Genomic DNA, 13,166 nt, shown 5'->3' on the forward strand with positions numbered 1-13,166 from the left:
GCAGCGCGGGAGGAGGACGGCGGGCCGGTGCGGTTCAGGCTGCTGGGCGAGCTCGAAGTCCGCGTCGGCGGACGTCCGGCCGAGATCCGGCGCCCCCGGCTGCGGGGGTTGCTCACCGCGCTGCTGACCGACCTGAACAAGGTGGTCCCCGCCGACGTCCTGGCCGAGCGGATCTGGGGCGAGCGGCTGCCGGTCAACCCGCGCAACGCCTTGTACAGCTACGTTTCCCGGCTGCGGACGGCCCTCGGCGAGGCCACGGTCGCGCAGCGCTCGGGCGGCTACCTCCTGACCGCGGATCCCGAAGCCGTCGACCTGCACGTGTTCCTGCGCCTCCTCGGCGAGGCGGCGGCCGCGGGCGAGGACGAGGAGAAGGCCGGGCTGCTGACCCGGGCCCTGGCCCTGTGGACGGGTGAACCGTTCGCCGGCCTCGACACGCCGTGGTTCGCCAACCTGCGGGAGACCCTGGAGAACCGGCGCTTCGCCGCCCGGCTCGACCTGGCCGACGTCCGGCTTCGCGGAGACCGGGCCGGCGAGCTGATCCCGGAGCTGACCGCGCTGGCCGAGGCGCACCCGTTCGACGAGCGGCTGCGCGGGCAGGTGATGCTCGCGCTCCACCGCGGCGGCCGCCAAGGTGCCGCGCTGCGGGAGTACGACCGGATGCGCCGCCTGCTCGCCGAGGAGCTCGGCACCGATCCGGGAGCGGGGCTCCGGCGGGTGCACGAACAGATCCTGCACGGCGATCCGCGGCCGGCCCCGGTGGCAGCCCGGCCGGTGCCGCACCAGCTCCCGGCGGCGCCGTCGTCGTTCGTCGGCCGGGACGAGCTGCTGGCGGTGCTCGACCACGCCGGCGAGACGCCGGGCCCGGTGGTGATCTCGGCCATCGGTGGCGCGGGCGGGATCGGGAAGACCTGGCTGGCGCTGCACTGGGCGGCCGGCAAGCTCGACGAGTTCCCCGACGGGCAGCTGTACGTGAACCTGCGCGGCTTCGACCCGGTCGCCGAGCCGATGCCGGTTTCGGTGGCGGTGCGCGGGTTCCTGCACGCGCTCGGCGTCGACGGCGCCGCCGTGCCGCCGGACCCGGACGCGCAGCTCGCGCTCTACCGCAGTCTCCTCGCCGGGAAACGCGTGCTGGTCGTGCTCGACAACGCGGCAGGCACCGACCAGGTCGTCCCCCTGCTCCCCGGCAGCCCGGCCTGCCGGGTGGTCGTGACCAGCCGCCACCGGCTGGGCGCGCTCGTGGCGACGCACGGCGCGCGGCCGGTCTCCCTGGACGTCCTGTCCGCGCCGGAAGCCCGGGAGCTGCTGGCCCGGTACGTCGGCCGGGAGCGGCTCGACGCGGAAGCGGGCACCGTCGACGAGCTGATCCGGCTCTGCGCCGGGTTGCCGCTGGCGCTGGGGATCGTCGCGGCGCGCGTGGCCACCGCGCCCGAGCAGCCGCTGCGGCTGCTGGCCGAGGAGCTGGCCGACCACGCGGCCCGGCTGGACGGGCTCGACACCGGCGAAGCCGGGCTGAGCCTGCGCACGGTCTTCTCGTGGTCCACGCGCCGGCTGGCACCCGGCGCCGCGACGGTGTTCGGCCTGCTGGCCCTGGCCCCCGGGCCGGACATCGGCCTGCCCGCGGCGGCGGCACTGGCCGGTCTCCCCGCTGCCGCGACGCGCACGGTGCTGCGCACGCTGGAGAACGCGCACCTCCTGACGCGGGGTGCGAACGGCCGCTACCGGATGCACGACCTGGTCCGGCTCCACGCGACCGAAGAGGCGGTGCGAACGCTGCCGGAAAGCGCTCGCGACGACGCCCTGCGGCGGGTGACGGACTTCTACCTCCAGACGTCGTGGCACGGCAACCGGGTGCTCGAGCCGCTCGACACCCCCGTCCGGATCGACCCGCCGCTGCCCGGGATCGAGCCGCTCGAGTTCGCGGGCCACGTCGAGGCGTTGCGGTGGTTCGCCGAAGAGCACGCGTGCCTGACCGCCACCACCGAACTGGCGGTGCGGCGCGCCTGGCACACCCCGGTCTGGCAGCTGGCCTGGCTGCTCAACGAGTTCCGGTCCCGCCAGGGCCAGCTGCCCGAGCGGGAGGCCGCGGCCCGCAGCGCGCTCGCCGCGGCCGAAGCGCTCGGGGACGTCCCCGCCCAGCTCCTCGCGCACCGGATCTTCGCCAGCGCCAGCATCTTCGCGGGCCGTCCGGAGCTCGCGCTCGAAAGCCTGCCCGGGGCGCTGGCGCTGGCCGAACGGTCCGGCGACCGGCTGCAGCAGGCACACCTGCACTACGTGCTGGCGGGAGCGCACGAGTACCACGGCGGCGATTACCAGGCCGAGCTGGACCACTGCGAGCGCATTCTCGCCCTGATCGAGCCGGACGACGACCCGCGCCTGTACGTCAAGGCGCTCGACCTGATCGGGTTCTGCCACTTCAGCTGGCACGACTCGGCGCGGGCCCGGCATTGGCTGGACCGGGCCGCCGAGGTGGCGCGGACGTACCACGACGTGAGCGGAGAAGCGCACGCCGTCGGCAACCTGGGCTACGTCGCGTTGCGCGGCGGCGACTGGGCCGTCGCCATCGGCCACCTCGAGCGGGCCATCGAGGTGCTGCGGGCCATCGGGAACGTCCGGCACGCGACGTTCTTCCTCGTCGCGCTCGGCGACTGCTACCGCGCCGCCGGGCGGGAAGACGACGCGCGCGAAGTCCTGTACGACGCGCGCGCCCGCTACCGGACCCACCCCGAAGGGGCGCCGCTGAAGTGGCTCGAGGCGTGCCTGCTCGCGCTGTCCCCGTGAATCCCGGCGGGGCCGGACCCACCCCCACGACGGGTCCGGCCCCGATTTCGCGAGCGGCCTAATCCTTTCCCCCGTCCGGCGCGTGGGGTAGGCGGCAGAGCGGTCATGTCCGGATCCGGCCGGACCCGCCCGCCCTGCCGGAAGGGGACACAGGGATGCTCGAAGGGCTGCTGACGACCGGCGCGGGCGCGCTGTACGACGCGATGGTGCGCACCGGGCCGCTACCGCTGGACGACCCGCGGGCGCAGAGCCCGGAGATGCGGGAGCTGCTCGACCGCGGGTTCGTGCGCCGCGACTACCGCGACGACCCGGTGATCGCGCCGATGGAGCCGGTGCGCGCGGTCGACCACGCCATCCTGGGCGCGCAGCAGCAGCTGCTGGAGCAGCAGCGGCAGATCGTCGCGGCGCGCCAGCAGCTCGACGTGCTGCAGGCGGTGTACCGGTCGGCGAACGGTTCGGGCGGCGACGCGGCCGTCGAGGTGCTGACCGACCCGCGGCGCATCGGCTCGCTGTCGCTGGAGCTGTGCCTGTCCGCGCGCGAGGAGTTCCTGACGTTCACGACGCGCCACTTCAAGCGCAAGCCGGACGCGAGCACGGTGATGCGCCTGCCGGACGCGGTGACCGAGCGCGGCGTCGTCCTGCGCAACGTGTACGAGCGCGCGGCACTGGAGTTCGAAGGCGCGAAGGAGGTCGTCGACGCGAGCGTATCCGCCGGCTGGACCATGCGGGTGGCGCCGGAGCTGCCGATGAAGATGGTGATCGCGGACCGCCATTCGGCGCTGGTCCCGCTGGACCCGAGCGGCATGGACGGCGCGCTGTTCGTCCGCAGCCCGACGATCGTGGCGTCGCTGCGGATGCTGTTCGAGCTGGTCTGGAGCCAGGCGGTGGCGGTGCAGGGGCCGGGTTCCCAGCCGCGCCACGGGCTGACGCCGACCCAGGCGAAGGTGCTGGACCTGCTGGCAACGGGCATGACGGACGGCGCGATAGCCCGGCACCTGGACGTGAGTGAGAGGACGGTCCGCAGGCACGTGCAGGGGTTGCTGGAGGCGTTGCAGGCGGACAACCGGGTGGCGGCGGTCTTCGCGGCGACCAGACTGGGCTGGCTGGGCTGACGCGGGGCGCGGCTCAGCCGGCGCTTCGGCCGGACCGGCGGCGGGCTGAGCTTGCGCCCCGGCCGGACCCACTGCGGCGAGGCTGAGCCGATGTCTGGCTGAACCCACTCCGGTGCGGCTCAGCCCGCGCCCGACTCAGCCGGGCCGGGCCTGACCCGCGCCAATGCCGGTGCGGGTCAGGCCGCAGCCCGGCGCTCGCGCCCACCCAGAACCGCGCCGCTCCAAGCCGCTACTCCAGCTTGCGGCACTCCGGCGGTCCGTCGGTCCAGATCCACACGCAGATCGGCTTCGGCTTGCCGACCGGACCTCCGGCGGTCGCCGCCGAGGCGGCCGGGGCTGTCAGTGCGCCGAACGAGGCCGCTCCGATCAGTGCCGCGGCCAGGGTGGCCCAGGCTCGCTTGCGCATTTCGTCCTCCCGCGAAGTGATCTTCCGCCGCCAACCTACGGCCGGGACACCGCGCGCCGGCAGGGGCGGGTTCGGCCACTGTCCGCTTCCGGCCACCGGGCGGCCCGGCCGGAACCGGACGTTGGCCGCCCTCGACCGGTGTGCCCGGCGCCGTTCGCTCCTACCGTCGGGACATGGGTGAGGAGGCGCCCCCGCGCTGGTGGGCCGAGGAGGGCGCGCGGCCCCGGCCGGAGCCGGCCGGCTGGTGGCCCGAGGCCGACACGCTGCACTGGGTCCAGGTCCGGCCGCCCGAGGAGCCCGACTAGACGCGGTTGTACTCGCGGACCGCGTCGAGGTACTCGGCGATCGCGTCGCGGTTGCGCAGCAGGCACTCCGCGCGCCGGGCCATCCGGTCGCGCTCCTGCTCCAGCGTCGCGATCATCTCCGGGGTCGCGTCCGGGAAGTAGATCGCGCGGGGCTTGTCGAGGCACGGCAGGATCTGCTTGATGATCCGGGTGGGCAGCCCGGCGTCGAGCAGCCCGCGCACCTGGATCACCCGGTCGACCGTCGCCGTGTCGTAGTCGCGGTAGCCGTTCGGCCCGCGCGAAGCGATGATCAGCCCCTGCTCCTCGTAGTACCGGAGCAGCCGGCGGGACGTGCCGGTGCGCTCGGACAGCTCGCCGATCCGCATGTGCGCCACCTCACGTAGACCTTCACACGTATGTGAAGGTTCGAGCATAGCGGCATGACGACCACCGCACTCCCGGCCCGCACCGCCCTCCTCGCCCTCACCACCGCCGCGTTCGTCACCGTGCTCACCGAGGCGCTGCCCGCCGGCGTGCTGCCCGGCATGAGCGCGAGCCTCGGCGTCGGCGAGTCCGCGGCGGGCCAGGCGGTGACGATCTACGCCCTCGGCACGGCCCTCACCGCGGTCCCCCTCTCCGCGGCCACCGCGGCCTGGCCCCGCAAACGCTTGCTGCTGGCCGGGGTGGCCGGGTTCGCCGTCGCCAACACCGTGACGGCGCTGTCCCCCGCCTATCCCCTCACCATGGTCGCCCGGTTCGTCGCCGGGGTGGCCGCGGGCGTCGTCTGGGCGCTGCTGGCCGGGTACGCGCGCCGGCTCGCTCCACCCGAAGCCAGGGCCGGGCCATCGCGGTCGTCATGGCGGGCATCCCCCTGGCCCTGTCGCTGGGCATCCCGGCCGGGACGTTCCTCGGCGGCCTGGTCGGCTGGCGCTCGGCGTTCGGCGTCATGTCGGTGATCGCCGTCGTGCTGCTCGCCTGGATCGCCGCGCGGGTCCCCGACCAGCCCGGGCAGGCCGGCGGCCGGGTGCCGGTCCGGCGCACGCTCGCCGTGCCGGGTGTCGTGCCCGTGCTGGCCGTGACGCTGGTGTTCGTGCTGGCCCACACCGTGCTCTACACCTACGTCGCCGCGTTCCTCGGCCACGCCGGGATGGGCGACGCGGTGGACGTCGTCCTGCTGGTGTTCGGCGTCGCGTCGATGGCCGGGATCTGGGTCGTCGGCGCCCGGATCGACCGCGCGCTGCGCACCCTGACGGTCCTCAGCACGATCCTGGTCGCGGTCGCCGCGACGCTCCTGGCGGTGTTCGCGGGCAGCCCGGCGCTGGTCTACGCCGCCGTCGCGCTGTGGGGTCTCGGCTGGGGCGGCGTCCCCACGCTCCTGCAGACCGCCGCCGGGAACGCGGGCGGCGACGCGGCGGACAACGCCCAGGCCATGCTCGTCACGCTGTGGAACGCGGCGATGGCCGCGGGCGGCGTGCTCGGCGGGGTCCTGCTCGACGCCGCCGGGCCGGCGGCGTTCCCCTGGACGCTGCTCGCGCTCCTGGTCCCGGTGCTCGCCGTGGTGCTCGGCGCGCGGCGCAGCGGATTCCCGAAGCGATCCTGAGTGGACGAAGGGCCCGGGCGGGTTCGCGCCCGGGCCCTCCAGCTCGAGGGGTCAGCAGCGGCCGGAGATGGCCCGCAGCAGTTCCGCGTTGGTGGTGTCGCCGGACAGCTCCCAGGCGAACACGCCGCCCAGCCCCTGCGACTTCGCGTACCCGGCCTTGGCCGACGCCGTCTCGGGCGTGTCGTAGCTCCACCACTGCGAGCCGCACTTCGCGTACGCCGTACCGGCGATCTTGCCGTTGGCCGGGCAGGTCGTCTTGAGGACCTTGTAGTTCTCGACGCCGTCCTCGCCGGTCGTGGTGCCCGTCGCGGGACCGGTGGCGGTGCCGCCCGGCTGCTTCTGCGTCACGCCGTCCCAGCCGCGGCCGTAGAACCCGAGGCCCAGCAACATCTTCGCCGACGGCACGCCCTGGTGGCGCAGCTTCTGGATGGCGGCGTCCGCGTAGAACCCGGCGGTCGGGATGCCCGGGTAGGACCGCAGCGGCGAGTGCGGCGCGGTCGGCCCGGTCGGGCTGCCGCCCGCGACGAAGTAGTCGTAGGTCATCACGTTGTACCAGTCGAGGTAGCGGCTCGCCCCGGCGTAGTCGGTGGCGTCGATCTTGCCGTTCTTCGAGCCGTCCGCGGTGATCGCGGCGGTGACGAGCTGGTGCCCGAACTTCGCGCGCAGCGCCTTCACCAGCGCCGTGAACGCCTTCGGCCCGCTCGCGTCGCAGGTGTTGCCGCAGGCGTTCGGGTACTCCCAGTCGATGTCGATGCCGTCGAAGACCCCCGCCCAGCGCGGGTCGTTGACGAGGTTGTAGCAGGACTCGGCGAACGCGGCGGGGTTCTTCGCCGCCTCGGTGAAGCCGGCCGACCAGGTCCAGCCGCCGAAGGACCACAGCACCTTGAGCTTCGGGTGCAGCTTCTTGAGCTCGAGGATCTGGTTGAAGCTGCCGTGCAGCGTGCCGGTGTCGGCCTGGCCGTTGACGCTCATGGTGGCGTCGTAGGGCATGTCGTGGTCGGCCCACGGGTCGCCGACCGCGCAGCCGCCGCCCGTGACGTTGCCGAACGCGTAGTTGATGTGGGTCAGCTTCGCGGCCGAACCGGACGTCTCGATGTCCTTGACGTGGTAGTTGCGGGCGTAGACGTCCCAGTCGGCGAAGTAGGCCATCACCTTGCCCTGGGACTGCCCGGCCTCGGCGGCGGGCGGCGCGACGACGGAGGCACCGGCCAGCGCCAGCGCTGCCACGGCGATGCGTTTTCTCATGCGAAGCAAGGCATTCCCCTTCGACGGGCCGGCCGGTCGGACGCGCTGAGGCTAACAGGTCCAGACCACTGCGGACCAGACCGAAACGTTGTGGTCAAAGGGTTTCTCGGTACCCCCGGAGCCGGGCGCGGATTCACGGCGTGGGAGGATCAGGCGATGACCGAGTTCGGCTGCGCGCGCTGCTCCGGCGAAGACGCCCTGACCGCGCTGGCGTTCTGCACCACCCGCCTGCGCGAGACCCACCGCCTGGTCGAACAGTCGCATTTCGGCATCTCGCTGCGCGTGTGCCCGGAATGCGGCCAGGCGTTCGCCGCCATCTTCACCGAGTTCGTCGACTGGACCGGCGGCGAGGACGCGCAGTACTTCGACTTCGTCCCGCTCACCGCCGCCGAGGTGACCTCGTTGGCGGCGCAGGGATCCCGGGTGGACCTCGTGCGCCTGGGCGCGCTCGGCAGCGTCCGCCGGCGGCTCTCGTCGAGCTGGCCCACCGGCAAGGAGAAGCGGATCGCCTGGCGGACGGACACCCTCTCGGTGCGCGAAGGCTACTGAGGACGGTGCGCGGCCAGGCGGAGGATCGCTGCGGCCGAACGGTCCACATCGGCCTCCGTCGTCGTCCAGCCGGACACCGAAATCCGCAGATATCGGCGGCCGCGCCACGTGGTTCCGCCGAGCCAGCAGGTGCCGTCCAGCTGAACCCGTTCGATGACCGCGTCGGTGCGGGCGTCGTCGCCGAAGGACACCAGGACCTGGTTGAGGACGACGTCGTTGCCGATCTCGGCACCGCCTTCGGCGAGGGTCCCGGCGAACCGGCGGGCCAGCCGGCAGCAGCGGTCGACGAGCTCGGCGACGCCGTCGCGGCCCAGTTCGCGCAGCGCCGCCCAGACCGCGAAGCCGCGGGCGCGGCGTGACGACTCCAGCGTGAGGTCACCCATGCCGGACACCTGGCCGGCGCCGGTCAGGTAGGCGGCGCGGTAGGCGATCGCCTCGGCGTGGACCTCGGGGCGCGCGCAGAAGACGAACCCCGAGTCGTAGGGGACGTTGAGCCACTTGTGCCCGTCGCAGGCCCAGGAGTCGGCCAGCTCGACGCCGTCGAGGAGGCTCGCGGTCTTCGGGTTGGCGGCGGCCCAGAGGCCGAAGGCGCCGTCGACGTGGATCCAGGTGTTCTTCGCGACGGCGCGGGCGGCCCGGATGTCGTCGCAGGCGCCGGTGTTCACGTTGCCGGCCTGCAGGCAGACGATCGTGGGGCCGTCCTGGACCTTCCGCGCGAGGTCGTCGACGTCGACGGCGCCTTGCGGCCCGGCCTTGACCGGCTCGACGGCCCGGGTGCCGAACCCGAGCAGCCGCAGGGCGCGGTCGACGGTGGCGTGCCGTTCTTCGCTCGCGACGACGCGGACGCGCGGGGCGCCGGCGAGCCCGTCGCGCTCGACGTCCCAGCCGGCTTCGGCGAGGACGTGGTGCCGCGCGGCGGCCAGCCCGACGGTGTTCGCGGCCTGCCCGCCGGTGACGAAGCCGGCGGAGGCGGTGGCGGGGATGCCGAGGAGGTCCTTCAGCCAGTCCCCGGCGACCGCTTCGGCGGCGGCCGCGGCCGGGGAGAGGACGGCGTTGAAGCCGTTCTGGTCCCAGCCGGTGGCGAGGACGTCGGCGGCGGTGGCGGCGGGGAGAGCACCGCCGACGACGAAGCCGAAGAACCGCGGCCCGGCGGTGGCGACCAGCCCGGGTTCGGCGGCGCGCGCGAGTTCTTCGAGGACGGCGGCGGGCGGAGTGGGATCTTTCGCGAGGGCGCCGCCGAAAGCACCGCGCAGGGCGGCGTGGTCGACGGCCCGGGCGACGGGCCGGTCGGCAAGGGAGGCCCGGTGGTCGGCAGCCAGCTCGGCCGCGCGGGCCAGGAGGTCACGCAGTTCGTCCACGGGGTGACTGTAGGCCGGGCGGGGCCGGGTGGTCGGCCGGTTTCGGACGCCGAGGTCGGGTCGTGCCGGACGTCGGCTCCCGCCCACCGAACGCGACGCCGCGCCGAGTCCCGCTACGCCGCCTTCGGGTGGGCCGCGCGGCGGTTCTCCCGGGCCAGCTCCACCGTCGTCGCGATCCTCCGCTGCCGCGTCTCCGGCCGCTTGGCCTTCGCGATCCACTCCAGGATCAGCCGCTTCGACGACGGCGGGAATGCCGCGAAGTGCGCGGCGCCGAGGGCGTCGAACGCGTCCCGCAGGTCCGGCGGCACCACTCCGTCCTGGGCCTCGGCCAGCGCGTCCCACGTCCCCGTCCGCCGCGCCAGGTCGACCGTCGCCTGACCGGACGGCGTCATCAGGCCCGCCGCCGTCAGCCGGGCCACGCGCTCGCGGTTGATCTTGCTCCACGTGCTCTTCGGGTTCCTCGGCGTGAAACACAAGTACGTGCTCGAAGCGTCGCGCCGCAGCGCCTTGCTGTCGATCCAGCCGAAGCACAGCGCCTGCTCCATCGCCTCGTGGACCAGCACGCCCGGCTCCGTGCTCCCCGCCCGCCGGATCACCAGCCACACCGACGGCACCGACGCCGCCGCCAGCCACTCCCGCCACTGCTCCACCGACGTGACCTTCAGCACCGCGATGCCTTCCAGAGTCTCCATGCCCACATCGTCGCGGGTTAAGTGTTCATCTTCTGAGCACTTTCACGCGGGAACAATCGGGCGCCGCCCGGCGTAGCGTCCTGGTATGGAGACTGCGCTCAGCACCGACCGGCTCGTGATCCGGGACTGGACGGTGGACGACGCCGAAGCCGCGTTCGAGATCTACGGCGCGGAAGACGTCACGCACTGGCTGACCCCCGCCATGGACCGCGTCGGCGACGTCGGCGCCATGCGTGCCGTCCTGAACGCGTGGCAGGAGGCGCAGCCCAACCTCTGGCCGCCGCGCGGGCGCTGGGCCGTGGAGCGCAAGGAGGACGGCGCCGTGATCGGCGGCCTCGGCATCCGGCTGCTCCCGCCGTTCGAAGAGGACCTCGAGCTCAGCTGGCAGCTCAGCCCCGGCGTCTGGGGCCAGGGGTACGCGTCGGAGGCGTCGCGGGCGCTCATCGAATGGGCGTTCACCCAGGACACCGACGAGCTGTTCGCCGTCGCCCGGCCGAACAACACCCGCGCGATCGCCGTCGCCAAACGCCTCGGCATGCAGTGGGTCGGCGAGACCGACAAGTACTACAACCTGCGGCTGCAGGTGTACCGGATCCGGCACACCGACCTCATCGACTGACCGGCTCCAGCAGGAAGACGCGGATCTCGCGATCACCGGCGCGCACTGCGTAGCGGTCGTAGGCCGGCCAGTAGGACGCGACCGCGTCCCACATCTCCTGGCGCTCGGCACCGGCCAGGAGCCGCCCGGTGACCTCGACGGTCCGGCCGCCGATCGCGACCGTCGCCGCCGGCCGGTCCAGCAGGTTCGCCGACCACGCCGGGTGCGCTTCGCCGCCCCAGTTCGAGCCGATCACGACGTACGCGCCGCCGCGCTCGACGTAGAGCAGCGGCACCTGCCGCGGCTCGCCGCTGCGGCGCCCGATCGTCGTGAGCAGCAGCGTCCGCAGCCCGACCGCGGCGCCGACGCCGACCCGGCCGCCGCTGACCCGCAGCAGCACCCGGTCGGCGGGCACCAGCGCCCGCCCCAGCACCGCGAACGCCCTGCTCTTCCCGAACCCCGCGAACACCCCGCGCAAACCGGCCACGGTCGAACCCTAGGTCACCACCCCGACGGCGCCGGGGGCGGCACGACCGGCGGCCGGTCGTCGCAGGTGATCGTGTTCGGCAGCAGCCAGGGCGCGAGCCAGCCGTCGTTGCCGCCGAGGTCCGTCAGCGCGAACTCCGACCCGGTGGGCGGGAAGTTGAACGAGCCGCAGTTGTTGACGCCGACCGCGCCGACGTTGCGGGCGTCGACGTTGCGGAACGACGCCGACCCCGCCGACCGCGCGCTCAGCACCGACGTCCCGGCGCCGTCGACCCGCAGGTCCGCGAACTTCAGCCCGGTGATCGAGTACTCGTCCTTCACCGGGAAGTCGCTGACCAGCATGATCGCGTTGTAGGTGTTGTCGAGGAAGTGGTCGCCGGTCACCGAAATGTCAGCGGCGATGTCCTTCTCCAGCGCGTAGAACCAGATCGCGCCGAGGCCGATCTTCCAGTTCAGCTCGAACGTCCCCGCCCGCACGGTCGTGTTGTCGACGATCCGCAGCTTCCCGCCGAACGCTTCCGCGCCGAACCGCGAGCCCACCTGGATCGCACTGCCCTCGCGGATCGGGTCGGCGACGAGGTTGCCCGAGACCGTGTTGTCGACGCCGCCGTACAGCGCGATCCCGTTGGCCAGCACCGGCGTCTGGACCGTGTTGTGGTCGAACGTGTTCCGCGCGTCCTGGGCCTTCTCCGCCCACATCGCCAGGCCGTCGTCGCCGGTGTTGCGCACGAAGTTGTTCGCCACCACCGAATCCGTCACTCCCGTGTGGAAGTTGAGACCGTCGGCGATCTGGTCGGCGATGACGTTGTTCGTGACGCGCGTGGTGCGCATCGGCCCGTCGAACCACAGGCCGACCTTCGTGTGGTGCAGGTACAGGGAGTCCACAGTGGAGTCGCTGAGCGCGCCGCCGATCGCGTTGACCTGGTCGGTGTCGATGCGCTCCCGGACGTCGCCCTCGATCGCGAAGCCGGAGAGCCGGACGTTGTGGCTGCCCCCGGCCGAGGCGTCCTTGCCGTAGAAGCCGACGCCGGTGTGCACCGACCCGTCGGGAGCCGGGGTGCCGAGCGCCACCTCGTGGCCCTTGACGATCGTGTACCAGCTGCCGGCGCCTTCGATCGTGACGTCGTCGACGACGATGTGCCGATTGACCTGGTACGTCCCGGGCGGCAGGTACACCTTGAGGTGAGCGCGCCGCGCGAAGGCGATGGCGCGGTCGAGGGCGTCGGCCGAGTCACGGCGGCCCGTCGGATCGGCGCCGAAGAGCAGCGCGTCAGCCGCGAACGGAACGAACCGCGGCGGTGCGACGAGCTCGGAGTCGAGCAGGTCGATGGCCGTCCACGCGGCGGCACTCCCGGCCGGGACGGTGAGCCGGACCTTGTCCCCCGCCCGGTAGGACCGGCCGAGCAGGAGCCGCTGCTCGTCGTAGAAGTGGCTGGGGCGGAACGGCTTCGTGATCACCGGCGCGGGCGTGGTCGCCGCGGGCACGCAGGAGCACTCCGTGATCCACCAGTCCGGGTGCAGCAGGTCCGCGCCGGGGTCGTTGGTGAACGGGTACTGGTTGTACAGCCAGGAGTACTGCGAGGTCAGCGTCATCCGCTGGCGGTGCGCGCCGTTCACGGTGACGTCCAGCGGCGCGGTGATCCCGCCGCCGCCGGGTGCGTCCGGGATGCTGTAGCGGACGGTGATCGCGTTCGCCGCCGCCGGCAGCGTGAACTCGACGTACTGCCCCGGCGTCACCTTCACCGCCCGGCGGCCGGACGCCTCCGACGGGAGCGTGTAGGCCGAGCGGTCCGGGCCGAGCACGACGCCGTCGGTGCGGGCGTTCTCCGCCTCCTGCTCGAGGAAGCCGACGCTCGCGCCGCGCCCGGCGACGAGCGCCGGGTCGAGCGCGGCCCGCGTGACGACCGGCCGGTCGGCGGCCGACGCGGGGGTGGCCACCGGGAGCAGGGCGGCGACCGCGGCGAACACGGTGGCGAGGGTGCGGCGCGCCATCACGAACCTCGATTCTCGAGTGGAGTGCCGCGGAAGAGTAGGTCGCAACTCGCCTCTCACACAAGC

12 protein-coding genes and 1 pseudogene are annotated in these 13,166 nt (G+C 73.4%); 6 read left to right on the plus strand and 7 right to left on the minus strand.

What is annotated here, in order from left to right; all coding sequences use genetic code 11:
- Window positions 1-27 precede the first annotated feature (27 nt).
- On the plus strand, window positions 28-2,778 hold the full coding sequence (locus QSK39_RS02030) for an AfsR/SARP family transcriptional regulator (RefSeq protein ID WP_285475950.1): 2,751 nt from the start codon (window positions 28-30) through the stop codon (window positions 2,776-2,778).
- A gap of 155 nt (window positions 2,779-2,933) precedes the next feature.
- Window positions 2,934-3,890: a LuxR C-terminal-related transcriptional regulator gene (locus tag QSK39_RS02035; RefSeq protein WP_285475951.1), complete on the plus strand. Its 957-nt coding sequence runs from the start codon at window positions 2,934-2,936 to the stop codon at window positions 3,888-3,890.
- A 229-nt stretch (window positions 3,891-4,119) separates the two neighbouring features.
- Here QSK39_RS02035 and QSK39_RS02040 read toward each other — a convergent pair whose 3' ends face one another.
- A complete protein-coding gene (locus tag QSK39_RS02040) occupies window positions 4,120-4,296 on the minus strand; it encodes a hypothetical protein (protein ID WP_285475952.1) in 177 nt (58 codons plus the stop codon).
- A gap of 173 nt (window positions 4,297-4,469) precedes the next feature.
- Between QSK39_RS02040 and QSK39_RS02045 the strand changes: the two genes are divergently transcribed.
- A complete protein-coding gene (locus tag QSK39_RS02045) occupies window positions 4,470-4,601 on the plus strand; it encodes a hypothetical protein (RefSeq protein ID WP_285475953.1) in 132 nt (43 codons plus the stop codon).
- On the opposite strand, the gene QSK39_RS02050 is transcribed toward QSK39_RS02045, so the two are convergent.
- The gene (locus QSK39_RS02050; RefSeq protein WP_285475954.1) at window positions 4,598-4,966 is read right to left on the minus strand and encodes a MerR family transcriptional regulator; all 369 of its coding nucleotides are present in this window, start codon (window positions 4,964-4,966) and stop codon (window positions 4,598-4,600) included. The genes QSK39_RS02045 and QSK39_RS02050 overlap by 4 nt on opposite strands.
- 54 nt (window positions 4,967-5,020) lie before the next feature.
- Between QSK39_RS02050 and QSK39_RS02055 the strand changes: the two are divergent.
- A pseudogene (locus QSK39_RS02055) lies at window positions 5,021-6,180 on the plus strand (MFS transporter).
- Window positions 6,181-6,231: 51 nt separating this feature from the next.
- Here QSK39_RS02055 and QSK39_RS02060 read toward each other — a convergent pair.
- Window positions 6,232-7,425, minus strand: coding sequence for a glycoside hydrolase family 18 protein (locus tag QSK39_RS02060; RefSeq protein ID WP_285475955.1), 1,194 nt, complete (start codon window positions 7,423-7,425; stop codon window positions 6,232-6,234).
- Window positions 7,426-7,581: 156 nt separating this feature from the next.
- Here QSK39_RS02060 and QSK39_RS02065 point away from each other — a divergent pair, with 156 nt between their 5' ends.
- Window positions 7,582-7,974, plus strand: a complete 393-nt coding sequence (locus QSK39_RS02065; RefSeq protein ID WP_285475956.1) for a hypothetical protein — start codon at window positions 7,582-7,584, stop codon at window positions 7,972-7,974.
- Here the strand turns inward: QSK39_RS02065 and QSK39_RS02070 are convergent.
- Entirely contained in the window at window positions 7,968-9,323 is a 1,356-nt protein-coding gene (locus QSK39_RS02070) for a pyridoxal phosphate-dependent decarboxylase family protein (RefSeq protein ID WP_285477905.1), read from the minus strand. The two genes, QSK39_RS02065 and QSK39_RS02070, sit on opposite strands and share 7 nt — an antisense overlap.
- Window positions 9,324-9,445: 122 nt before the next feature.
- Window positions 9,446-10,024 (minus strand): YdeI/OmpD-associated family protein, encoded by a 579-nt coding sequence (locus QSK39_RS02075; protein ID WP_285475957.1) that lies wholly within the window; start codon window positions 10,022-10,024, stop codon window positions 9,446-9,448.
- An 85-nt stretch (window positions 10,025-10,109) separates the two neighbouring features.
- Here QSK39_RS02075 and QSK39_RS02080 point away from each other — a divergent pair, with 85 nt between their 5' ends.
- Window positions 10,110-10,643, plus strand: a complete 534-nt coding sequence (locus tag QSK39_RS02080) for a GNAT family N-acetyltransferase (RefSeq protein ID WP_285475958.1) — start codon at window positions 10,110-10,112, stop codon at window positions 10,641-10,643.
- Here the strand turns inward: QSK39_RS02080 and QSK39_RS02085 are convergent.
- Together QSK39_RS02085 and QSK39_RS02090 are read right to left on the minus strand one after the other, a co-directional pair.
- Window positions 10,633-11,100: a nitroreductase family deazaflavin-dependent oxidoreductase gene (locus QSK39_RS02085; protein ID WP_285477906.1), complete on the minus strand. Its 468-nt coding sequence runs from the start codon at window positions 11,098-11,100 to the stop codon at window positions 10,633-10,635. The two genes, QSK39_RS02080 and QSK39_RS02085, sit on opposite strands and share 11 nt — an antisense overlap.
- A 23-nt stretch (window positions 11,101-11,123) precedes the next feature.
- The gene (locus tag QSK39_RS02090) at window positions 11,124-13,100 is read right to left on the minus strand and encodes a glycosyl hydrolase family 28-related protein (protein ID WP_285475959.1); all 1,977 of its coding nucleotides are present in this window, start codon (window positions 13,098-13,100) and stop codon (window positions 11,124-11,126) included.
- Window positions 13,101-13,166: the final 66 nt, after the last annotated feature.

It is taken from the genome of Amycolatopsis sp. NBRC 101858, assembly GCF_030269325.1.
Classification (GTDB): Bacteria; Actinomycetota; Actinomycetes; order Mycobacteriales; family Pseudonocardiaceae; genus Amycolatopsis; species Amycolatopsis ponsaeliensis.